Source organism: Allocatelliglobosispora scoriae, from assembly GCF_014204945.1.
Lineage (GTDB): Bacteria > Actinomycetota > Actinomycetes > Mycobacteriales > Micromonosporaceae > Allocatelliglobosispora > Allocatelliglobosispora scoriae.
Window position 1 is genome coordinate 1 of the sequence record NZ_JACHMN010000002.1, and the last position, 22627, is coordinate 22627.

Consider the following 22627-nt stretch of genomic DNA (forward strand, 5'->3'; position numbering starts at 1 on the left):
GCGGACCTCGCCGTAGTGGCGGAACCGCACCCCGTAGCCCGCGTGCCGGGCGCCGAGCAGCCGGGTCCGGTCGAGGAACTCGTCGAACCGCGCGATCGAGCCGACGATCGTGTCCAGTTCGTCGGCGAACTTCTCCTGCTGCAGCACCGGATCGCTGGTGAACATGGTGCGCAGCGCCGGATCGGCGGCGAAGAGCCGGCGGTAGAAGTCCTGTGCCACGACGGGCAGGTGCGGCCGCAGCGCCTCGGCACCCGAACGGACCAGCTCGACCTCCTCGGGAGTCACTGCCGGCCGTCCTCTCGTGCTCGGGCACCGCCGCCGAGCAGCGCCGACAGCTCCCCCCGGCTGTTGACGCCGAGCTTGCCGTAGATGTTCTGCAGGTGGTTGTTGACGGTCCGGACGGAGAGGAACAACGCGGCCGCGATCTCGCGGCTGCTCCGTCCTCCGGTCACGAGCGTGGCGATCTCCCGCTCCCGCTCGCTGAGCGGCACGTGTCCGGTGTCCGCGAGCAGGCCGGGGGTGCGTGCGCCCTCGCACCGCTCGACGATCGCCGCCGCCCTGGCGAGCAGCCCGGTCGCGGCCCGCTGACCGCCGTCGGCACGGTGCTGCACCGCCGCCGCGATCAGGCACTCGGCCGCGAGCAGCCGCATGCCGTACCCGTCGAGGATCTCGCCGACCGCGGCCAGTGCGGCCGGGTCCCGCCGCAGCGCCGCGCGGGCGTGGGCGGCACGGGCGGACGCGAGGCCGCCGTCGACGCGCGCGGCGGCCGCGACGAGCTCCCGCCCGCAACCCTCAAGATCGCCGATGCGTACGCCGTCGTGCAGCAACGCCACCGCTTCGGCGCACCGGCCCCGACGCAGGCTCTCCTGCGCGGCCGAGAGCAGGGTGTGGCGGGCGTCGGCCAGCCTGCCCTGACCGGTCAGCATCCAGCCCCGGGCACGGTGCAGCTCCGCCGAGCGGGGTGCCCGTGCGATCGCCTCGTCCAGCCGTGCCGCCAGGGTGTCCTCATCGGACGGAGCGGCCTGCTGGGCGCGGGCGAGCACGAGGCCCGCCAGGGCGCTCGCCGCGGCGGCGGGCTGGCCGGTCGTCGCGGCGTGGACTGCGGCGTCGCGGAACATCCGTTCGGCGGTGGCCACCCGCCCCCGGGCGAGCGCGGCATGGCCGTGCTGGACCGGGAACCAGGCGGCGAGGGCGTGGGACCCGTCGCGCTGCGCCATCTCCAGTCCGCGGTCCGCGGCGTCCTCGGCCTCGGCGAGGCGCCCGGAGTGCAGCCGGGCATGGGCGATGGTGACGAGGTGCGCCGCGGGGTGGAAGTCCGTACCGCGGTCCTCGACGGTGTCGTGCAGGTCGAACGCCAGCTGGGCGTCGTCGGCGGCGGCAGCCAGCGAACCGGTCTCGGCGCGCAGCATCGCCCGGCTGCGCAGCCACATGACGCGGTGGGCCGGGTCGCCGGCGGGAGGTTCGTCGCCGAGCCGCCGCAACGCCTGGTCGGTGCCGTCGACGGCACCGATGAGCAGCGCGTCGAGCGCGGCGACGCCGGGGTGGGCCGCCGCGCCGCAGCGGTCGGCGACCTCGTTCAGCCGGGCGCGGGCATCCTCGACCCGGCCCAGGCCGAGCAGCAGGTTGCCGGTCCGGGCCAGTCCCAGGGCGAGCAGCTCGGCACCGGCGGTCGGCCAGGCCGCGGCGTAGGCAGCCTCGGCGTCGGCGTGCCGGCCCTGCTCGGCGAGTGCCGCGCCGAGCAGCAGGCCGGCGGCGGTGCCGGGGCCGTGCCGCAGCGCCGCTTCGGCGAGCCGCTCGGCGCGGGGCAGGTCGTGGGCGTAACGGGCCAGCCGGGCGGCGTGCACGAGCAGGGCGGGATCCGCGGTGCCGGTGGCGTCCAGCCGCCACGACGCGAGCAGCAGCGGGTCGCCGCGGCGGCGGCTGCCACGGCGTTCGACCCGCCCGATCTGGGCGAGCAGCAGCGACCGCAGCTTCAGGCGCGGCATCGTGGCCTGCAGTGCCTGGGCGTGCAGCGGGTGGGCGAGGGTGATGTCCTGGCGGCGGCCGTCGGGGCGCACCACGATGAGGCCCTGCTCCTCCAGGCCGGTCAGGGTCGCGATCTCGGTGTGCTCCAGCAGGTCGTCGACGCCCAGCGGTTCGCAGAGCGCCAGCAGTTCCAGGACCGACCGCTGCGGCGGCGACAGGCCCGCCAGCCGCTGCCGGACGAGTTCGACGACGCCGGCGCTGCCCGCCAACCGGTCGCGGAGCCGCCAGACACCGTCGACGCCGTCGAGGGTGCCGTCGGCCTGCGCGCACCAGACGAGTTCCCGCAGATAGAGAATGTTGCCCCGGCTGGCGTCCCACAGCGCTTCGGCGGCCGCCGCGTGCACCGGCCCGCCCAGGGCCAGGTGCAGCAGCGTCTCGACCGAGTGGCGTTCCAGGGAGTCCAGCCGCAGCCGCAGTGCGCTGCCGTGCCGCCAGCGCGACTCCAGGGTGTCGGGCACCCGGGTCTCGGTGCGCTGGGTGGCGATGACGAACAGGGATCCGTCGGCGAGGAGAAAGGACAGCAGCGCCAGCGAGACGAGGTCCAGCAGGTCGATGTCGTCGATGGCGAGGACGAACCGGCGGCCCCGGGACCGCTCCCGCAACTGCGCGCCGACCAGGGCGAAAAGGGCGTGCGGCTCGGTGAGGTCGGCGGGAACGGGCAGCAGCGGCGCGAGCACCGACAGCGGCACCGCCGAGGCGCTGGCGGTGGCGTGCACGTGGGCGACGGGGTGGCCGAGTTCCTCGGCCGCGGCCAGGCACTCCTGCGCCAGCCTGCTCTTGCCGACGCCCGAGGCACCGGTGACGAGCACCGCTTCCAGCCTGCCGTCGCTGAGCGCGTCGGCGAAGCGTTCCAGCTCGCCGCGACGGCCGACGAAGGGCCAGTGCACCGCTGTTGTGGCCGTCGTCACCGTGCCTCCGGGAGTCGCCGCGAGCCGGATGCCCGGACGGGACAAGATCGCGTTCGCGCAGTCTCGCATGCCCGCCGACCTGTGCGGAAGCGGCGGCCCGTCCCCCACCGGAAGCGCCGGCGCAGGTCGCCGGTCCGACGGCGGTCGGCAAGGCGACAGTCGGCGGGACGGATTCCAGCACACCGCTGTGAGCTGCGCGTCTTCGCCGAAATTGAGTAACGGTCGGGCGCGGGTGAGCAATCGTTGCTCAGGTGCCGCCGCAGCGGCGCTGGTTACCTCTGTGGTGCGGCGGCCGACCGGTCGCCCCGCACGACAACGAAGGAACCTACCGTGGACCGTCGCACACTCCTCCTGATGACCGCCGCCGCCGTCCCCGCCGTCATCCTCGGCTCCGGGCGTGCCGCGCTGGCCGGTCCGGGCCTCCCGCCGCTGAGCATCGGAGTCGAACCGCTGGAGGACGGCGAGGCGGCATACGCGCTGCTCGCCCCCACCGTCGCCGGCGGCCCGGAGCAGGCGAAGGTGGTGCTGCGGCTCGCGCTCACCAACACCGGCACCACCGACCTGACCGTCCAGAACATCGTCTTCGTCTTCCCCGGCCACTCCCAGGTCGTCATGCAGGGCGTCAACCTGCTCATGGAGGTCAAGGACGACAACGGCGTCAGCGACAACGGGGTCCTCGTACCCGGCCAGCAGAAGTTCTGGTCCAACGGCACGGTGGAGATCTTCGAGGGCGTCACGATCAAGAACCAGGTCTACCTGCCGGTTCCGACCCCGGTCGCGGTGGTCGTGCAGGTCTACGTCACCGGTTACGCCGACCCGGTGCAGGTCGCGCTGCCGCTGGTTCCCTACGAGGTCTCGCACCGGCTGCCGCTGCACGCCACCGACATGCGTCCCGGCGAGATGGTGACCGCCGTCGGCGACCACTGGGCCAACGGCGGCGTGCGCGGCGACCAGATCTACGCCCACGACATCGGCGTGGTCGCCTGGGACGGCGCGATCTGGAACGGGCTGCTCCCCGGCACCAACGGCACCGAGGTCGAGCACTACCGCTGCTGGGGCCTGCCGATCCACGCGGTCGCGGCGGGCAAGGCGGTCATCGTGATCGACGGCACGCCGGACAATCTGAAGCCGGGCGCGTTCCCCAAGCCGACCCCGAAGCAGGTCGGCGGCAACCAGGTCTGGCTGCAGCACCCCGACGGCACCATGACCTGGTACACGCACATGCAGCAGGGCAGCGTCACCGTCGCGAAGGGCGACACCGTGGAGGCGGGTCAGGTCCTGGGCCTGCTCGGCACCTCGGGCAACTCCTCCGCGCCGCACATCCACATCGAGGTCCGCAAGGCCAGCAACGGCGACTCGCCGCTGCGGCCCTACCAGATCGCCGACGCGTGGATGATCGACCAGGCCGCCAACAGCCCGTTCAACCCCGACTCGCCGCTGTGGGTCCCGGCGAACGGCCGCGCCGTCCCCAACAGCACCATGATCATCTGGCCGGAGGCCTCCCGGCCCGCCTGGTACCCGCCGAACAAGGACGAGATCGTCCAGTACGCCATCCCCGCCGCGAGCTACCAGGTCGTCACCGACCGGCTCGTCAAGGCCGGCTACCGTCCGGTGTGGATCGACGCACACGAGCAGGACGGCTCGGTCTTCTTCAACGTGATCTTCCATCCGGCCGACGGGGTCTCCTGGACCGCCGGGCACGGCATGACCTCCGCGCAGTACCAGTCGGCGCACGACGCGGCGGGCAAGAGCGGCCACCGGCTCATCAACGTCACCAGCTACCTCCAGGGCGGCACGGTCCGCTACGCGGCGGTCTTCGCCAAGCTGGCCGGCCCCACCATGGCCGCCTACCACGGGCTCGACGGCACCGCACACACCGCGCAGTTCAACGCGCTCGCCGCGGCCGGCTACCACCCGGTCAACATCTCGATCGTCTCCCCCGACGGCAATCCGCAGTTCACGGCCTTCTATCACAAGGAGGACGTCGGCGGCTTCATCGCCAACTCGTTCACCACGGCGGCCGACTACCAGACCGCCTGGACCGCCAACAGCAAGGCCGGCCTGCACCTGACCTATCTCAGCGCCTGCCAGCACGGCGGCGGTTTCCGGCTCTCGGCGATCTGGCAGAAGACCGCTCCCGGCAAGGGCGGCACCGTGGGCAAGCACGGGATCAGCGGCGCACAGCTCGGCACCGAACTGGATGCCCGGCAGAAGGCCGGCCTGCTCACCCGGGCCGTCGCCGGCTGGACCGATGGCAAGTCGGTGAGCTTCGGCGCGGCCTGGCGCGGCTGACGGTCCACACCCGCCGAGCGGCGGGCAATCATTGCTGCATCGAGCGAGATGAATTAGATTCCTCGTCGGACATGGCTGACGTGCGGATCCAGATACTAGGCCCGGCCAGCGCCTGGCGTGGCGGTGAACTGCTCGGCCTCGGTCCGGCCGGCCAGCGCGCCACGCTCGGGCTGCTGGCCCTCGCCTGCGGGCGAGCAGTGAGCCGCGACGAGCTCGCGTCCGGGCTGTGGCCCGATCGGCCACCGCCGCCGAGCGCGGCGAACGTGATCCAGACCTACGTGAAGCGCCTGCGGCGGCTGCTCGAACCGGAGCGGCCGCCGCGCACGCCGGGCACGCTGCTCTGCGCCGTCGGCGACGGGTACGCCCTGCGCCTGCCGACCGACGCGGTCGACATCCAGCAGTTCCGGTACGAGCTGGCGGCAGCGGCGACGGCGCAGCGGAACGGCCAGCTCGACCGCGCCGCCGACCTGCTCGGCACGGCGCTGAGCCGATGGCACGGTCCGCCGCTCGCCGACCTCCCGGCCCTGCGCGCACACCCGAAGGTCGCCGCTCTCGCCGACGAGCGGCAGGCGGCGCTGGCCCGCTACGGCGAGGTCATGCTCCACTCCGGACGGCCCGCCGACGGCGTCGCCGCGCTGGAGGAGGCGGCCGCGGCGCAGCCGTTGAACGAGGCCTGGCAGGCACAGCTGATCAGGGCCTACCAGGCGACCGGGCAGCGCAGCCGGGCCTTCGCGTCCTATCACGACACCCGGCGCCGCCTCGCCGACGACCTCGGCGTCGATCCCGGGCCGGAGCTGTCGGAGGCGCACGCCGTCCTCCTGCGCGCCGACAGCGTCCCCACCGTCCCGGCGCAGCTCCCGACGGCCACCCGAGCCTTCGCCGGGCGGGTTCGCGAGCTGGCGCTCCTCGACGATCTGCTGCGCGGTCCGCGTACACCCGGCGTGGTGGTGGTTTCGGGCGCTCCCGGAGTCGGCAAGACGGCGCTGGCGGTGCGCTGGGCCCACCGGATCGCGCCCCGGTTCACCGACGGCCAGCTCTACGTGAGCCTGCGCGGCTTCGACCCCGGCGGCGCCGCGACCGAGCCGGGCGACGCCATCCGGTCGCTGCTGGCGGCCCTCGGCGTGCCGACGGAACGGGTACCCGCCACCACCGACGGCAGGGTGTCGCTCTATCGCAGCCTGCTCGTCGGCCGCCGGATGCTGATCGTTCTGGACAACGCCCGCGATGTGGCGCAGGTTCGGCCGCTGCTGCCGGGCGAACCCGGCTGCCTGGTGCTCGTCACCGCCCGACACCACCTGGTCGGCCTGATCGCCGCGGAGGGCGCCCACCCGTTCCCGCTCGCGCCGCTGCGCCCCGACGATGCCCGGGACCTGCTCGCGCGGCGGGTCGGCCCCGCCCGGATCGCCGCCGAACCCGCGGCGCTCGCCGAGATCATCACCCGGTGCGCGGGGCTGCCGCTCGCCCTCGTCATCATCGCCGCCCGCGCGGCCCTGCACGAGCACCTTCCGCTCGCGGTCCTCGCCGACGAGCTCCGCCGCAGCGGCGACCGGCTCGACACGCTCGCCACCGGCGATCCCGAGACCGACCCGCGCGCGGTCTTCTCCTGGTCCTACCACGCGCTCACGGCCTCGGCCGCACGCCTGTTCCGGCTGCTCGGACTGCACGCCGGGCCGGACATCTCGGCCCCGGCCGCCGCGAGCCTCGCCGCACTCACCGCCGCGCGGGCCAGGACCCTGCTGGCCGAACTCGTCCGGGCCGGGCTCGCCACCGAACACACCACCGGCCGGTACGCCATGCACGACCTGCTGCGCGTCTACGCCGCCGAGTGCGCGGCGCGGTTCGAGCCGACCCGGGCGCGCCGGGCCGCCACCGTGCGGATGCTGGACCACTACCTGCATTCGGCGGCCGCGGCCGATCTGAGGGCTCAGCTCTCCGAGGACCCGTTCGCTCCGCCGCCGCCCGCATCCGGTGCCGTTCCGGAGCCCGCCGACGACGCGGCCGCGGCGATGGAGTGGCTCGCCGCCGAGCGGGCCGTGCTCGTCGCCGCCGTCGAACGCGCCGCATCCGCCTCGCCGCGGCACGCGTGGCAGCTCGCCAGGTCCGTGGCGAAGTACCTCGACGTGCGCGGACACTGGGACGATCTGGCGTCGACCCAGCTCACCGCCGTGGCCGCGGCCCGGCACGACCGCGACCCGCGTGCCGAGGCGCACGCGCACCGGCTGCTCGCCAGGGCGTACACCCGCCTGCGCCGCGTCGACGACGCGGACCGCGAGCTGCTCCACGCCCTGGAGCTCTACCGCGCGGCGGGTGACCGGATCGGGCAGGGCCACACCCGCCTCAGCCTCTCCCTGCTCCGGGAGCGGCAGGGCCGGCACCGCGAGGCGCTGGACCACGCCGCGCTGAGCCTGGTGTCCTTTCAGGACGCCGGTGACGAGCACGGCATCGCCCGGGCCCTCAACGCCGTCGGCTGGTACTGCGCTCTCACCGGCGACCACGCCGCCGCACTGCGGCACTGCCGGCGGGCGCTCGCCCTGCTCTCGGGTTTCGGTGACCGGTCCGGCCAGGCCTCGACCCTCGACAGCATCGGCTACGCACACCACCACCTCGGCCGGCGTCCCCAGGCCGTCGCCGCATTCCGCCAGGCGCTCTCGCTCTACCGGGACCTCGGCGACCGCCACCTCGAGGCGTTCGTGCTGATCCACCTCGGCGACAGCCACGCCGCCGGCGGGTACGCCGCCGCCGCCCGCGCCGCCTGGGGCCAGGCGCTCGACACCCTGGCCCGGCTCGACCCGCTCGAAGCCGAGCGGGTCCGGACCAGGCTCGCGGGCGCACCCGGCGGCGCAGCCCGGCCGGTGAGCGGCGCGCCCCCGCCGGAGAAGTGACCGCATCGCGGTCCAGTCGCCGTCCAGTCGCGATTGCCAGGCTGTTGGCTTCACCGCAGCGCCCCGCGATCCGCTCCCGTCGAAACGCGGTGGCGCATGCATCCGTCCGCAGAGGAGACGATCAATGCACGCATTCTCACGGCGCGGCGCAGCACGGGCGCTGCTCCTGACGCTCGTCGCGATGGCAGCACTGGTGCTGCCGACCGCGCCCGCCCAGGCGGCCTGGGGCACGCAGCTGCCCCTGACGCTGCAGATCCGGCATTACTACTCCACCGGCACCAGCGTCCAGGTCGGCTACGTCAACGGCACCGTCCAGTTCGACGACGCGGGCAACACCCTGCAGTACTCGCTGACCTTCTGCCGCCAGTCGAGCTACATCCTGCCCTACCTGACCATCAACGTGAACTCCAGCTGGATCGGCGGTCGCAAGTACGCCACCTTCGTGACCAACCTCTACCCCAGCTACACCGGCACCTCCTCGGGTCAGCCGTGCTACTCCAGCACGGGCACCATCGCCGGCCAGTTCACCTACGCCAACTTCTGGAACGTGGAGTTCATCGCCTACGGCAGCACCTTCGACGGGCCCTCCCACGTCATCGACAGCCAGGACCGGATCTACACCAACCCGTACTGAGCGGGCCGGGCGGGGTCCGGCCAGCGGACCCCGCCCGCAGGACCGCGCACTCCTCCGCCCGCGCCGGGTGACGGGCAGCAGGCCGCGCCGCGAAGACTGGTGCCGGTTTCTGACTATTCGGTGGGACTGGTACGCCTTGCCGGTCGTCGTCAACGCGCACCGAGTATGGAAAGCTCTCCGCCCGGAGATCCAGATGGGGTCTGCGTGCACGGAGGTTTTACGTGTCTTGGTTTATTGGTCAATCACTATTGATTATCGCGGTGGCATTCCTGTTGGGAATGATCGTGGGCTGGCTGATCTGGGGGCGGATTCTGCGCCCTGAGCGGCCAGAACCCGCTGCGCAGCAGCGCAGCCCCGAGGTCGCACCGGCCGAGTCGGAGCAGCAGCCACTCGTTGCCGAACCCGTACTCGTCGCTGAGCCGGAGCCGGAGCCGGAGCCCGCGGTCGAACCCGCACCGGTTCTGGTCGCGGCGGCAGCCCACTCGGCACCGGTTCACGAGAAGCCGGTTCGCGAGAAGCCGGTTCACGTCGAGCCGGTCCGCGAGGAGGCGGAGAGCGTCGTGGTCGCAGCGGCGACCGTGGCGGAGATTGACCAGATCGTGGATGACTTGGAGCGGATCGAAGGCATCGGGCCGAAGATGGCCGGTGCCCTGATCAAGTCGGGGATCTGCACGTTCGCGCAGCTTGCGGCATCCGACGAAGCGACGCTGCGGGCGGCGATCGAGGCGTCGAAGCTGCGGTTCGCGCCGAGCCTGGTGACCTGGGCCCAGCAGGCACAACTGCTCGCCGACGGGGACGAGGCGGGGTTCGAGGACCTCACCCGCCGCCTGGTGGCCGGTCGGGACGAGGGCCGCGCGTGACGCAGCAGGGAAGGATCCTCAAGGCTCCGCTGTGGGTGGGGATCACCGTCGGCGTGGTCGGGCTCGTGGTGGTCGCGCTGGCGCAGAACATCGCCAACCGGCACTCCATCGAGGACAACCTGACCCGGCGGTCGTCGCTCGCGCTGGAGAAGGCGGGCATCACCGGTGCGCAGGTGGACTTCGTCGGTCGGGACGGGTCGCTCGTCGTCACGTCGACCGCCGACATCATCCGGGCCGAGGAGATCGTCGGCAACCTGGAGGGCGTCCGCGTCGTCGACGTCACCGGGCCGGACCTGCCACCGCGTGATCCATGGATCACGATCAGCGTCGACGGCAGCACCGTCCGTGCGACCGGCGCCGTCTCCAGCGAGGCGCTCCGCGCCGCGCTGACGGGCCGGCTGGGAACACAGGACGGGATCACCGTCGACCCCGCCGTCGGCGATGAGGGCGTCGCCGGGCTCGCGGGCATCGTCTCGGCGCTGGGCACCACGTCGAAGGGCGTGAGCATCGTCCTGAACACCGGGCGCATCACGCTCAGCGGCTCGGTCGAGTCGGCGGCGATCCACGACGCCACCGGCGCTGCCGCAGCCTCGGCGATCGGTCCTGGCAACGTCACCGACCTGCTCACGGTCGTGCCGCCGCCCAAGGAGATCCAGAAGGCCCTGATCGCCCTGCCGCCCATCACGTTCGAGAACGACAGCGCGGTCCTGACCGCGGCGGGCCGGGCGGCGGTGGCGCGAGCGGCCACGATCCTGCTGGCGAACCCGGCGGTCGTGGTCCGGATCGAGGGCCACACCGACACCACGAACTCGGCCGAGTTCAACCTGGCGCTCAGCCGCGCCCGGTCGACGACGGTGCTGAACTCGCTGGTCGCCGCCGGGGTGGACCGGTCGCGCCTGTCCGCCTTCGGCTTCGGCGAGACGCGGCTGCGGGTGCCCGACACGACACCGCAGAACCGGGCCATCAACCGCCGGGTCGAGTTCATCGTGCAGAACCCGTAAGGCGTGGCGCAATGCGCGGGGGTCGGCCGCCATGGTCGGCCCCCGCACTCCTGTCGCAGGTCAGCGGTCCTCCGGACGCCGTGCCCAGACCACGGGCATGAGGCCGACGATGTCGATGTGACCAGGCTGCCCGAACCAGGCCCGGGCCTCCTCCACCTGCTCGGCGGTCACCTTCCCGGCCGCGGTCAACGGGCCGAAGGCCTGCTCGAAGGTAGCCCTCATCGCCCTCTCCCCCGGCCCGCCGTCACCGATCACGATGGGGTGGAACTCCATCCGGATGTCGACCAGGCCGTGCCCGGCGAGCAGTGACGGCAGCCCTCGGGTGAAGGTCGGATCGGTCCGAAGCTGCTCCTGGAAGAGTCCCAGGAGGGCGGCGGTGACGGTACGCAGGATCGGGTGCGGCGTGAACGCCGACACCGACAGGTCGACGCCGACCACCACGAGGTGGCCGCCGGGGCGAAGCCACTCGGTGAGCCGTCGGACGGCGACGGCACGGGCCGGGATCGTTTCGAGCAGGAACCGGGCGTGGACGAGGTCGAACGGGTCGCCGGGGGCGGGCGCGGCGGCGACGTCATGGGTCAGCACGGTGAGGCGCTCGCCCGGGGTGAGGTAGCGGGTGTCCAGGTCCGTCGCGACCACGGTCGCCGTCCGGGCGAGCCAGGTCGCGATCGACCCGGCCCCGGCACCCACGTCGGCGCAGCGCCAGGTCGGCTGCGGACCGAGGCTGGTGATGACCGCCCGGGAGATCGGGTCGCACAGCTCCTCGATCGCCCGCAGGCGCGCCAACTCGGTCGGGATGTCCTTGCTCAGCACTCCATCGATGTATGCCACTATTCGACGATAGTCCGGCCCGGATGCCATGCCCGCGGGTTCTTGACGCCGCGCGGGCCATCGACGAGAGTGATCGAAACCTGTACCGGGTGCGTCGGCGCGCTCCTCCTGCGGAAAGGGCGCCTGCCATGCCACACCTCATCACCCGCCGCCACCTGTTCAAGATCGGTGGCGCCACCCTCATCGTCACCGGGTCCGGCGCACTGGCCGTTCCCGCGCTCGCCGCCGCGGTCGTCGACGCCGACCTGGTCGTCTACGGCGCCACCTCGGCCGGGATCGTCGCCGCCGTCCAGGCTCGCCGGATGGGCCGCACCTGCGTCGTCCTGGAGCCCGGCACCCACCTCGGCGGTCTCACCACCGGCGGCCTCGGCATGACCGACAGCGGTACCCCCGCATCGATCGGCGGCATCGCGGGCGAGTTCTATCGCCGGGTCCACTCCAAGTACGCGGGCACGCCCGTCACGCCGACCTCCCCCGCCCGCTACACCTTCGAACCGCACGTCGCCCGGGCCGTCTTCGACGACCTGATCGCCGAGGCCGGCGTACCCGTCTATTTTGGAATGAAGCTCAGCGGGGCCGCCAAGGCCGGGAACCGGATCACGCAGCTGACGGCCGACAACGGCCAGGTGTTCCGCGGGCCGATGTTCGTCGACGCCAGTTATGAGGGCGACCTGATGGCGCTGGCCGGGGTCGGGTTCACCGTCGGGCGGGAGGCGAACGCGGCCTACGGCGAGACGATCAACGGGGTCCAGCTGCGCAGCGGGCACCAGTTCACGCTGCCCGTCGACCCCTACGTCGTGCCCGGCAACCCGGGCTCCGGGGTCCTGCCCGGGATCTCGCCGACGCCGGTCGCCGCGAACGGCACCGCCGACACCCGCATCCAGGCCTACAACTACCGGATGTGCCTCACCCAGTCGGCGGCCCGGGTCCCGTTCCCGCAGCCCGCGGGCTACAGCGCCGCCGACTACGAACTGCTGTGGCGCTACATCCAGGCGGGTTACACGGGGCCGTTCTTCACCACCCACTCCGTGGGCGGCGGCAAGACCGACTCCAACAACAACGGCGCCGTCAGCACCGACTTCATCGGCGCCAACTACACCTACCCCCTTTCCGGGTACGCCGCCCGCGACTCCCTCGCCGCCGACCACCGGCGCTACCAGCAGGGACTGATGTGGTTCCTCGCCAACGACCCCCGACTGCCGGCCGGAATCCGCACCTCGACGAGCTCGTGGGGCCTGGCGCCGGACGAGTTCACCGCCACCGGCAACTGGCCGCCGCAGCTCTACGTACGCGAGGCCCGCCGGATGGTCTCCGCCTATGTCATGACCGAACGGGACTGCCGGGGCACGGTGAAGGCGGCCGACCCGGTGGGGCTGGCGAGTTACACCATGGACTCGCACAACTGCCAGCGGGTGATCGTCGGCGGAGTCGTCCGCAACGAGGGCGACGTGCAGATCGGGGTACCCGGGCCCTACCCGATCAGCTACCGGTCGATCGTGCCGGCCGAGGCGCAGTGCGCCAACCTGTTCGTGCCGGTCTGCCTCGCCGCGACCCACATCGCCTACGGCTCGATCCGGATGGAACCGGTCTTCATGATCCTGGCCCAGTCGGCGGCGACCGCGGCCGTGCTCGCCACCAGCGCGGCCCTACCGATTCAGCAGCTCAGCCATGCCACGCTCGCCGCCCGGCTGCGCGCCGACGGACAGCTGCTGCAGTGGCCGCCGACCTCCACCGGCGAGGTGATCGTCGACAACAACGGTGCCGGGGTGACCCGGGCCGGGACCTGGCTGCGCAGCACGTCGATCGCCGGTTACTGGGGTGCGGACTACGAGCATGACGACAACACGGCGAAGGGGGTCAACCGGCTGCGGTTCACACCGAACCTGCCCGCCGCGGGAGGCTATACGGCCTACCTGCGCTGGACGGCGCACGCCAATCGGGCCGGCAACGTGCCGATCGACATCGTGCACAGCGGTGGCATCACGACCCGGACCGTCGACCAGCGCGTCTCGGGCGGGCAATGGGTTTCGTTGGGCACCTTCACCTTCGCGGCGGGCACCGCCGGCAGCGTGCTCATCCGCACCGAGGGGACCGACGGCTACGTCATCGCCGACGCGGCACGTTTTCTGCCCGCATAGCCAGGTTTCGACTCCCGGCCGGGCCGGGTATCACGCTTTCCGGCGGCGCGGTCCTTGTGAAAGGGGTGGCCGCGCCGCCAATCTCATGTGGATCTGCGACTCGCCCCATTCGGATGATGCGCGCCTCATCGTTGATCAGGATCGACAACGCCCTATAGTCGACGATACTGAACGGTGAATGTGCCTCGGCCGGGTTGTAGATCAATGGGAGACGTGGTGAATAGCCAAGATTCAATTGCGCTACAAGTCGAGGTCGCCGACAATGCGGACCAAGGCGCTCACCGGGAATTGCTCGAAGCGCTCTACAACGACCTTTACGAACTGGGCCTGCCGGTGCACACGGAACAGGGCTCGCTGCCAGCCGACGGAAAGAGCGTGACGGCGGCGATCGCTTCCGTCGTCCTCGGAGCGTCATTGTCGACCGCCGGTATCAAGGCCTTCACCAAAGTCATTCTCGCCTTCGTCAAGCGATCCCAGGTCCGCCGGATCGAGCTCAGCCTCGGCGGCGACACCCTCGTGCTGGAGGGCGCTTCACCCGCCGATCTGCGCCTCGCCCTGCAGTCCTGGCTGGACCGGCAGAGCCTGGTGCAGCGCCCCGACGAGCTCGGCACCGGCGCGTAGCCATGGGACGCTACGCGCTACTCATCGCCACCGGCGAATACCAGGACCCGCTGTTCCGGCGGCTGCGATCGCCGGCTCAGGATGTTCGCGGGCTGGCCCGGGTGCTGGAGGACCCGACGATCGGCGGCTTCGACCAGGTCGTCGTACTGGAGGACCGGCCGGACTGGGAGCTGCGCCAGGCGGTCGACGACATCCTCGCCGACCGCACCCGCGATGACACGGTCGTCGTCTACTTCTCCTGCCACGGCATGAAGGACCGATTCGGGCGGCTTCACTTCGTCACGACCAACACGGTCGAGAACCGGCTCCCGGGCACATCGCTGGCGTCGGCCTTCGTCTCCGAACGCCTGGAGCACTCCCAGGCCGGCGGGCGCCTGCTGCTGCTGGACTGCTGCAACAGCGGCGCCTTCGCCAGGGGCATGGGGATTTCGAAGTCGCCGCCCCGCCGCCCCCTCGACGGGGAGATCCTGGAGAACCGGGGCTATGTGTGCATCACCGCGTGCGACGCCTACGAGTACGCGTTCGAGGGCCCCGACATGACCCTGGAGAACCCCCGGAACTCCCTCTTCACCGATGCCCTGATCAACGGTCTGCTCAGCGGCGACGCGGATCTCGACCGCGACGGCTGGGTGGAGGCGAACGAGCTCTACCTCTACACCTACGGCAAGGTACGCGAGACCGCCGAGCAGACGCCCTCGTTCTTCGCCGCCGGGATCCAGGGCCCGTTCCGGGTCTCCCGTGCCCCGCTGAAGGCCCAGCCGCCGGTCTCGCCGTTCATCTCCGACTCCTTCCCTCAGTCCTATGACGACGATCTGCGGGGCGGCGGCGGCCTCTTCCTCGCCGGGGTCTCGCTCTCCAAGACGCTCGCGGCCTACCTGCCGGAGATCGAGCGGCGGGCGACGCAGGGCATCCCCGTCCAGGTGCTGCTGGTGGATCCGACGAGCGCCGCCGCGGATCTGACCGAGCGCCGCCGCGGGTTTCCGCAGGCCGAGCGGAAGGCCGCGATCCGACGGACCATCAAAACCCTGTCCGAGCTGCAGGAGCGTACCGGCGACACCATCAAGATCCGGACGACCTACCACGAGCTCCGGTTCGGTGCCGTGCTGGCGAACGTCGGCACCCCGGACGCCATGGCCTACGTGCAGTACTACCCGCTCGGCATCCGGGACCACGATCGCATGCGGCTCGTGCTCCGGCCCGACGACGGCGACCTCTACGAGCTGCACCAGCGGCAGCTCTACGACCTGTGGGCGGAGGCCGTTCCGGTCGGGCCGCCCGCCGGGGTCCCAGACCCGCGGAACGCGCCGCCGCAGGACGACCCGGCCGACGCCCGCGGCGAAGCCTCGCCGGACGACGCGGAGACCACGCTGGAGGAGCAGGAGAATTGGCTGGCGATCGTCGGCTCCCCCGATGTCCGCGACTTCGAAGGCCACCTGGACCGGTGGCCCCGCGGTCGCCATGCGGCGCAGTGCCGAGCGGCGATCATCGACCTGAGTTAGCTGAGCCACCCGCCCCATTCGCGATCACGGCGGAGATGGGGCGGGTGGCGTCAGGCCGACAGGCCGTCGGTGGCGCCGAGGAGTGCGAGGATCTCGCGGATGAGTCCGTACATGTCATCCAGGAGCAGCGCTTCGTTGGCGACGAAAGCCTGGCGCCGGGTGGCGGCGCGGGCGGTCACGACGACGAAGATGAGCGCCCTCGGATCGATCGGGATGGCGTAGATCTGACTGACGGCGTCACCTTCGTCGGTCTGGATCCGCAGGACCTTCGGACGGCCGAAATCTCGAGGAACGCGCCGCTTGGAGAACTTCGCGAAGTCCTCACACGCCGCGTTGATGGATCCGATGGCGGGACCGATGATCTGGGCGAGCCAGTCGTACTGCGCCTCCAGGAGCTTGACGTTCTGCACCTCCTCGTCCGGGGTGTAGGCGAGCAGGATCCCCTGGAGGTTGTAGATCGCCAGGTGCTTGATGGCGCCGTTGTCGGTCTTGTACCGGTAGAGGATGTCGCTGAGCTGGAGCTGCGCCTTGGAGATCGCGCGCTCCAGCGTCTTGCTCTGTTCCTGCAGTCCCGAGGGGTCGTCGTCAGTCATCAGTAGTTCCTCATTGCGCTCTCTCGATGTCGGCGTGGATTCTCGATGCTGGTAGCGGAGGACCTGGCGAATAGCCCTGAAGAGCGTCACGCATCGCCTCGATATGCGCCGGAGTCGATCCACAGCACGCTCCAACGATGCTCACGCCGTAGTCCGATGCCAACTGGGCGTAACGGCCCATCTGCCCCGGCGAAAGGCCCTTGGGCTGGAAGCGGCCACCGACGTGGAGCGGGGAACCGCAGTTGGGTTTGAGCAGCAGCGGGGCCGCACCCTGCCAGAATTCCGGATTCCTGGCGACGAGTTCCAGGGCGACCTCAGGTCCGTGGCCGCAGTTGATCCCGAAGGCCGCCGGGCGGTCCGCACCCCGGCCGAACTCGTCGGCGAAGTGGGCGAGGTCGTACTCCTCCTGAGTGCGCTCGTGCCGGTTGAAGACCATCGACACCACGAAGGGCAGCACGCGCCCCACAGCGGCACCCACCAGATTGGACGCCTCGATCGCCGCGCGGGCCTCATGGGGACCGATCTGGGTCTCGATCCAGATCACTTCCACGCCGCCGTCGACCAGTCCGCGTATCTGGTCGGCGAAGGCCGACACGGCGTCGGCATAGGAGATCTCGTGGCCGTGATAGGGGTGGCCGTCCTCGACGGGGGACGCGACGAGCCATCCGGTAGGGCCCACCGATCCCGCGCAGACGGCCGGCCCGGCAGCGGCGATCTCCTCCTTGAGCAGCAGTGCGGCGGCCCGGTTGACCTGGTAGATCTCGTCTGGGCTCAGATGCACGTGCTCGTCGGCCAGCGCGTAGCGGTTGGCTGCCCACGAGTTGGTCAGCACGATCTCGCTGCCCGCCTGCAGGTAGGCGCGGTGGTGGCGGCGTACGAGCTCGGGACGTTCGAGGTTGAGCAGTTCCTGCGCAGCAGGTAGCTCGATCGCCTCCTGCTTGGCGATCTCCCGGATGTGGGTCCCGGTCGCGCCGTCGGCGAGCAGCGTGCGCTTGCTCCCCAACATTTTCGTCAATGGATCCGACATCTACGGCTCCTGTACGGTCAGCCTTTGCATGCCACGTGTTCCGGTCCGAAATGCGCTCGTGCCGTTGTCTCTCAAGGATTACATCACCGCAATCAGGTTACGGCGAATGTCCTCATGATGGCGCAGCGGAATGACAGCGAATTCAGCGGCTCCACCGACCTGTGGCGCAATGCCGTCCTGGCCTGCGACCCATGGGATGATCAATAGCAAATGGACTGTGTCACAACAACGACATGTTGCCAATTTAGGGCCGATGTGGAAACGGCCGAGCAGTCTTGCCCACGACGCCAATTGTCCGGCGATATCGACGGATGAGCCCGCACGCACGTTCCCGGGTTTGGTGGTCCGCTCCGTTCGCCGGATCCCGACGGAGTGACTCCAAGGCTTACCGTCCCAGAATGGCTAGTTCGACGCATGTTGATGCTTTCTCGCGAAACTTCGTTCCTCGACCTGCTGCCGGAGCATTGAGGAAGATCGGCGTCGAGCTGGAGTTCCCCGTCGTCCAGAGCAACGGGTACGCCGTGGAATACAGCACCATTCGACGTCTGTTCCCGTGGCTGGAGGCGTCCGGCTGGCAGATCTCCAGGGACGAGGGCACCGGCGAGTGCGTCGAGGCGACCCACTCGGCCGGCCGAGGGCAGGGCCGCTTCGGCTACGTCCGGGATTCGATCAGCACCGATGTCGGCTTCTGCACCATCGAGGTCTCACTCAGCCCCGAGGACGACCTGTTCGCGCTCGCCCGGCACTGGGACGCCGTCAGGCGCGTCCTGCTGGAGTTCTTCACCGGGCAGGACTGCCACATCCTGGGGTACGGCGTACAGCCGCTCTCCGTACCCGAACGCGGTCTCATCGCGAGAAAGGGACGCTACCTCTTCCTGGAGCAGGACTCACTGAACCGCATCGTGGATCAGCGGCACGGCGCCGACGTCTCGGTCTTCGCCATCAGCGCCTCCAACCAGTGCCACATCGACGTCTATCGCGACGAAGCGATCAGCGCCGTCAACCTCGCCAACGGACTCGCCCCGATCTTCAGCGCCATCACCGCCAACGCGCCCGTCTGGCGCGGCGGCGTCGATCCCGACTGGGTCGACATCCGCGAGTTCTTCTGGGACAGGGGATGGAGCAACCGGATCGACCAGATCGGCATACCCGACCGGTTCACCGGCTTCGACGACTACGTCGAGCGGATCTGCGCCTTCCGCCCGCTGATGGTCAAGCGCGACGGCCAGTACATCCAGATCACCGGCTGCCGCACCTTCGCCGACTACCTCGCTCGCGGCGGCGACAACACCGGGATGACCGTGATGGGCGAAGCGGTCCCGCTGAGCTGCGCTCCCGAGGACATCCAGTTCCACGGCGGGTTCGCCTGGTGGCAGGCCCGGCTCGCCGCCCCCTACGGCACCATCGAGTTCCGGCCCTGCAGCCAGCAGCCGCCCGACGCCACCCTCGCCGTCGCCGCGCTGGGGCTCGGCGTGATGGAGAGTCTCCACGACGCGCACGCGCTCTACGACCGGTTCACCGTCACGGACTGGCGACGGCTGCGCTTCGACGTGCTCCGCCACGGCCTCAAGGCGTCTCTGCGCGACCTGCCCGTCACCGCACTGGCCCAGCAACTGCTCGACATAGCCCGCGCCGGCCTGATCAGCCGCGGGCTCGGCGAGGAGGCCTTCCTGGACGTGCTCCAGGAGCGGGTCTCCGCCGGTGTCACCGTCGCCGACCCGGTGGCGGCCGCCTTCGATCCGGATGATCTGACCGCGTTCCTGGACCTGGTGCGGATCAGATAGGCGGATCCGACCCCCGTCAGGATCACCGCGCCCCAGGGCGAGCCCTTTCAGGATGCTTGGCGCCGTTGGCCTCGCGCCTTGGACAGCGCCGATTCCAGCTCGTCGCGAGACATCGCGGACCGACCGGGTATGTCGAGTTTTCGCGCCAGCACGCTGAGGTCGGCCTTGGTCATCTCGGCCAGCGTCGCCCTACCCGTACCACGCGGCGTGCGTGGCGAGGCGTCCTTCGTCGCCGGTGCCGCGGAAGCAGATCTGCGTGCGGGCCGGCGGGATTCGGAGTCCTTCCGGCCGCCCTTGCCACGACGCTGCCGGGCCGCTTCGACGCTGCGCCGCAGTACATCCATGAGGTCGATGACGTTCGTCGCCTCGGGCGCGTCCTCAGCCGGAGTGATCTCGGCACCCGCCTTCTTCGCGTCGATGAGGTCGTTGACCCGGTCGGTGTAGGTGTCGCGGTAGTCGGCGGGCCGCCACGGCCCGGTCATCGAGTCGATGAGCTGCGACGCCATCCGCACCTCCTGCGGCCGGGCGCTGGTGCGGCGCGGCACCGAGTCCAGGACCTCCTTGGGGTCGCGGACCTCGTCGGCGAAGTACATCGTCTCCAGCACCAGGAGGTTTCCGTCGGCCCGGACCGCGGCGAGGTACTCCTTGTTGCGCATGACGAGGGTGGCGACCGCGGCGCGGTTGAGGTCGGCCATCGCGTCGCGCAGCAGCATGTAGGTCTTGACGGTCTCCTCGCTGCCGGGTGCGAGGTAGTAGGTCTTCTGGAAGTAGATCGGGTCGATCTCGTCCAGGTCCACGAACTGGTGGATCTCCATGCTCCGGGAGCGGCCGGGTGCCACCGCGTCGAGGTCTGCCGCCTCCAGCAGCACATGGTCGCCGCCACCGATGTCGGCGCCCTTGACGATGTCCGCGTAGTCGACCTCTTTGCCGGTGCGCTCGTTGACCCGCTGGTATCGGATCCGGTCGCTGGTGCCCTTCTCGAACTGGTGGAAGGAGACCTCGTGCTCGCGGGTCGCCGAGAACATGCGGACGGGTACGGCGACCAGCCCGAAACTGATCACGCCGGTCCAGATCGCTCGTGCCATCGCCGATCAACTCCTCTGGTCGAGCCTCTTCATCTGCATACCCGCCCCGCCCACCCGCTAACCTGCGGACTCCAGGTGGTGGCGGTGTTCGGTGGCGTTCCGCAGGCGGTTCGCCGCCCGGCGGGCCGCCTGGTCGGCCCGCTGCGCGACCTGGCGGGCGGCACGCCTGGCGTGGTCGGTCCCGGTGCGGACGCTGTCGGCCTGTTCGAGCTGTTCACGCAGTTCAACGAGGCGCTGACGGGCGTCGGCGTCGGCTCGGTCGGCAGCGTCGAGCGCTGCCACGGCCTCCCGGTGCGCCTTCTCGGCGGTGGCGGCATCGGCCTTCGCCTCCTGCTCGTCCCGCCGGGCCGCGGCGAGTTCCTCCGCGGCCTTCTTCGATGCGGAAGCCGCTGACCCTGCGGGCGGGGCCGTCGGAGCCTTCCGGCGCGGGGACGTGTCGGCGTCCTTCGGCACGGGCGCGACCGGCTCGATTCCAGGGAAGCCGACCCGTGACATGCCGTCCGTGAGCTGCCCGGTGGCGAGCTTAACCGCTGCTTCGGCGTCGGCGAGCGCCGCGTGGAACGTCTCCTCCAGCCCACGGGCGGTCGCCTCCGACACCGGTCTGCCCGCGGCCGAACCGAGGCTCCGGGCCTGCTGCACCAGCGCATGGACGACCTCGCGCTGGCGGCCGGCGAGCGCCCGGAGCTGCTCGCGGTCCAGCCCCGCCGTCGCGTCCCGCAGCGCCTCGCCGAGCTCCAGCAGCGCTGTCATCTCGTCGGTGTGCTCGCGGACGAGCTGATTGGCGAGCCAGGCCACGACGGTGGGCTTGCGCAGGGCGCCGATCGCATCGGCGAGGTCACGGTCGCCACCGCTACGCGCCTGCGCGGCGGCGGCGGAGCGGGCGGCGGTGAAGTCCTGGGGCGGCAGCGCGTAGAGCTCCTCCGCGACCTCGGCCAAGGGCTGCTGCGCCACGACCGCGCCGTGCCCGTCAGTTCGCCGGGACGAGGATCGCCTCGCGCAGCAGCCGCCGCACCAGGACCAGCCGGTCCGCGTCCTCGTCGAGGCCGGGCAGGTCGGCGACGGTCACCGGGTCGCCGCTCAGGAGCAGCGCCACCGCGTCGCCGCAGCCGGCGGGCAGGCTGACCGTCCGATCCACGAGTTCGATGTGGACGCGTTCGAGGTCTCGGGCCACCGAGCACCGCAGTCCGGGTCGGCGTGCGACGGCGCTGCGGGGGTTCAGCGTCTCGGCGGCGTGGAGCTGCGCGACCGGAGGCACGGGAGCCGGTCGGGTGGCCGGCCAGGCCGTACCCCGCAGCCGTCGGGCGACGTCGTCCGGGTCGGCCTTCGCCACCCATTCGCTCAGCGCGACGACGGTGTCGGCGAGGTGCGGTGCGAGCTGCGCGGGGTCGGTCAGGTCGAGGCCCAGGGGCAGCCCGGCCCGCAGCGGTTCGTGCTCGGCGGCGAGGTCGAGCAGCGCTTCGACGAGGCTGTAGCGAGTGGGCCGGCGCAGGCCCAGGGTGATGTGCAGGCTGGTCTGCTCCTGCGCGGCGGCGGCGTGCAGCCAGCCGCGCGGCAGATAGAGCAGATCGCCGGGGGACATGACGTGGTGCAGTGCCGGTTCGCCGTCGGCAGTGGCCTTGACCTCGTCGGCGCGGCCTCCCCATACCTGGCGTTCCAGCGGGTCGGGGTGTACGGGCTCATGCACCCGCCAGTGCTTGTGCCCAGCGACCTGCATGACGAAGACGTCGTGGGTGTCGTAGTGGGTCGCGAACCCGGTCTGTGCGGGCGGGGTGAGATAGGCGTTGGCCTGGACGGCGCAGCCCAGTTCCGCGCCGAGCTGCAGGCAGAAGTCGCGCAGCGGTGGCCAGACCCGGTGCAGGCCCTGCAGGACCAGGGTGGCGCCGGTGGCGAGCTGGGCGAGGACGAGGTCGTCGCGAACCTGGTCGGCGATCTCCGCGCCGAGCCCGCCGCCGCCGGTGTAGCGCGCCGCGGGCACGATCTGGCCGTCCCGCGCGATCCTCAGGAAGGGGGTACGAAGTCCGCGCTCGCTGAGCAGCTCGTCGACGCCGGCCAGGTCGAGCAGGTCGGTGAAGTCCGCGTCCCGGCGCAGCAGCGGCCGGCGGCCCCAGTGGGTCTCGGCGAACTGGTCCGGGTCGCCGACGCAGCGCCGCAGCGCCGGGGCGGTGTTCAGGCCGCCCGGCGCTGCGGTGGTGGTCGGTTCACGCACCGCTGTCGGCTCCGCCGTCGTGCTCGGTGGGGTCGACCGCATCGTCGGCACCGGCGTCCTCGGGGCCTTCGGTGTCGGCGCCGGCATCGGCACCGCCGTCCTGCTCCTGCGGGTCGACCGACTGCCCGGCACCCGCGTCGGCGGGGCCCTCGGTGCCGGTGGTATCGGTGGTGGTGATGTCGCCATCGTTGAGCATCATGACATTCCCCTTAAGGTCGCCTGCAGCGTTACGTAACCCTCA

17 protein-coding genes and 1 pseudogene are annotated in these 22627 nt (G+C 71.2%); 9 read left to right on the forward strand and 9 right to left on the reverse strand.

The window, feature by feature from the left end:
- Window positions 1-285 (reverse strand): annotated as a pseudogene (locus tag F4553_RS05980) (protoglobin domain-containing protein); the annotation flags it as partial.
- On the reverse strand, window positions 282-2933 hold the full coding sequence (locus tag F4553_RS05985) for a LuxR C-terminal-related transcriptional regulator (protein ID WP_184833293.1): 2652 nt from the start codon (window positions 2931-2933) through the stop codon (window positions 282-284). The pseudogene F4553_RS05980 and the gene F4553_RS05985, both read right to left, overlap by 4 nt.
- Window positions 2934-3263: 330 nt before the next feature.
- Between F4553_RS05985 and F4553_RS05990 the strand changes: the two genes are divergently transcribed.
- The 5 genes from F4553_RS05990 (at window position 3264) to F4553_RS42265 (ending at window position 10602) form a co-directional block, all read left to right on the forward strand.
- Window positions 3264-5225: a peptidoglycan DD-metalloendopeptidase family protein gene (locus F4553_RS05990; protein ID WP_184833296.1), complete on the forward strand. Its 1962-nt coding sequence runs from the start codon at window positions 3264-3266 to the stop codon at window positions 5223-5225.
- A 71-nt stretch (window positions 5226-5296) separates the two neighbouring features.
- Window positions 5297-8107 (forward strand): AfsR/SARP family transcriptional regulator, encoded by a 2811-nt coding sequence (locus F4553_RS05995; RefSeq protein WP_184833298.1) that lies wholly within the window; start codon window positions 5297-5299, stop codon window positions 8105-8107.
- Between the two features lie 124 nt (window positions 8108-8231).
- Entirely contained in the window at window positions 8232-8741 is a 510-nt protein-coding gene (locus F4553_RS06000) for a hypothetical protein (protein WP_184833300.1), read from the forward strand.
- A 260-nt stretch (window positions 8742-9001) separates the two neighbouring features.
- Window positions 9002-9601 (forward strand): DUF4332 domain-containing protein, encoded by a 600-nt coding sequence (locus F4553_RS06005; RefSeq protein WP_184833302.1) that lies wholly within the window; start codon window positions 9002-9004, stop codon window positions 9599-9601.
- Entirely contained in the window at window positions 9598-10602 is a 1005-nt protein-coding gene (locus tag F4553_RS42265) for an OmpA family protein (protein WP_184833303.1), read from the forward strand. The genes F4553_RS06005 and F4553_RS42265 overlap by 4 nt, the downstream gene beginning before the upstream one ends.
- A 60-nt stretch (window positions 10603-10662) precedes the next feature.
- On the opposite strand, the gene F4553_RS06015 is transcribed toward F4553_RS42265, so the two are convergent.
- A complete protein-coding gene (locus F4553_RS06015) occupies window positions 10663-11433 on the reverse strand; it encodes a class I SAM-dependent methyltransferase (RefSeq protein ID WP_184833305.1) in 771 nt (256 codons plus the stop codon).
- A 128-nt stretch (window positions 11434-11561) separates the two neighbouring features.
- Between F4553_RS06015 and F4553_RS06020 the strand changes: the two genes are divergently transcribed.
- The 3 genes from F4553_RS06020 to F4553_RS06030 all read left to right on the forward strand — a co-directional run bounded on the left by F4553_RS06020 (window position 11562) and on the right by F4553_RS06030 (window position 15691).
- Complete coding sequence (locus F4553_RS06020) at window positions 11562-13571, forward strand: FAD-dependent oxidoreductase (protein WP_184833307.1); 2010 nt, start codon at window positions 11562-11564, stop codon at window positions 13569-13571.
- Between the two features lie 216 nt (window positions 13572-13787).
- Entirely contained in the window at window positions 13788-14192 is a 405-nt protein-coding gene (locus tag F4553_RS06025) for a hypothetical protein (protein WP_184833309.1), read from the forward strand.
- A gap of 2 nt (window positions 14193-14194) precedes the next feature.
- Complete coding sequence (locus tag F4553_RS06030) at window positions 14195-15691, forward strand: caspase, EACC1-associated type (protein ID WP_184833311.1); 1497 nt, start codon at window positions 14195-14197, stop codon at window positions 15689-15691.
- 50 nt (window positions 15692-15741) lie between these two features.
- On the opposite strand, the gene F4553_RS06035 is transcribed toward F4553_RS06030, so the two are convergent.
- Window positions 15742-16284 carry a hypothetical protein gene (locus F4553_RS06035; protein WP_184833313.1) on the reverse strand — a complete coding sequence of 181 codons (543 nt, stop codon included), beginning with the start codon at window positions 16282-16284 and terminating at the stop codon, window positions 15742-15744.
- A 10-nt stretch (window positions 16285-16294) separates the two neighbouring features.
- Window positions 16295-17311: a homocysteine S-methyltransferase family protein gene (locus F4553_RS06040; protein ID WP_184833315.1), complete on the reverse strand. Its 1017-nt coding sequence runs from the start codon at window positions 17309-17311 to the stop codon at window positions 16295-16297.
- Window positions 17312-17775: 464 nt separating this feature from the next.
- Here F4553_RS06040 and F4553_RS06045 point away from each other — a divergent pair, with 464 nt between their 5' ends.
- Window positions 17776-19095 carry a glutamate-cysteine ligase family protein gene (locus F4553_RS06045; protein WP_184833317.1) on the forward strand — a complete coding sequence of 440 codons (1320 nt, stop codon included), beginning with the start codon at window positions 17776-17778 and terminating at the stop codon, window positions 19093-19095.
- 47 nt (window positions 19096-19142) lie between these two features.
- Here F4553_RS06045 and ku read toward each other — a convergent pair whose 3' ends face one another.
- The 4 genes from ku to F4553_RS06065 are packed head-to-tail and all read right to left on the reverse strand — an operon-like array spanning window position 19143 to window position 22585.
- On the reverse strand, window positions 19143-20180 hold the full coding sequence (ku, locus tag F4553_RS06050; protein ID WP_184833325.1) for a non-homologous end joining protein Ku: 1038 nt from the start codon (window positions 20178-20180) through the stop codon (window positions 19143-19145).
- 57 nt (window positions 20181-20237) lie between these two features.
- Entirely contained in the window at window positions 20238-21131 is an 894-nt protein-coding gene (locus F4553_RS06055) for a hypothetical protein (RefSeq protein ID WP_184833328.1), read from the reverse strand.
- 16 nt (window positions 21132-21147) lie between these two features.
- Window positions 21148-22428 (reverse strand): cupin domain-containing protein, encoded by a 1281-nt coding sequence (locus tag F4553_RS06060; RefSeq protein WP_184833330.1) that lies wholly within the window; start codon window positions 22426-22428, stop codon window positions 21148-21150.
- Entirely contained in the window at window positions 22379-22585 is a 207-nt protein-coding gene (locus F4553_RS06065; RefSeq protein ID WP_184833332.1) for a hypothetical protein, read from the reverse strand. Before F4553_RS06065 ends, F4553_RS06060 begins: the two co-directional genes overlap by 50 nt.
- Window positions 22586-22627 lie beyond the last annotated feature (42 nt).

Excerpts from the sequence above, each read along its gene's own strand:
- F4553_RS06030 (WP_184833311.1), top strand. The coding sequence starts at position 14,195 with ATGGGACGCTACGCGCTACTCATCGCCACCGGCGAATACCAGGACCCG.
- F4553_RS06035 (WP_184833313.1), bottom strand. The coding sequence starts at position 16,284 with ATGACTGACGACGACCCCTCGGGACTGCAGGAACAGAGCAAGACGCTG.
- F4553_RS06065 (WP_184833332.1), bottom strand. The coding sequence starts at position 22,585 with ATGATGCTCAACGATGGCGACATCACCACCACCGATACCACCGGCACC.
- F4553_RS06060 (WP_184833330.1), bottom strand. The coding sequence starts at position 22,428 with ATGCGGTCGACCCCACCGAGCACGACGGCGGAGCCGACAGCGGTGCGT.
- ku (WP_184833325.1), bottom strand. The coding sequence starts at position 20,180 with ATGGCACGAGCGATCTGGACCGGCGTGATCAGTTTCGGGCTGGTCGCC.
- F4553_RS05995 (WP_184833298.1), top strand. The coding sequence starts at position 5,297 with ATGGCTGACGTGCGGATCCAGATACTAGGCCCGGCCAGCGCCTGGCGT.
- F4553_RS06000 (WP_184833300.1), top strand. The coding sequence starts at position 8,232 with ATGCACGCATTCTCACGGCGCGGCGCAGCACGGGCGCTGCTCCTGACG.
- F4553_RS06040 (WP_184833315.1), bottom strand. The coding sequence starts at position 17,311 with ATGTCGGATCCATTGACGAAAATGTTGGGGAGCAAGCGCACGCTGCTC.
- F4553_RS06020 (WP_184833307.1), top strand. The coding sequence starts at position 11,562 with ATGCCACACCTCATCACCCGCCGCCACCTGTTCAAGATCGGTGGCGCC.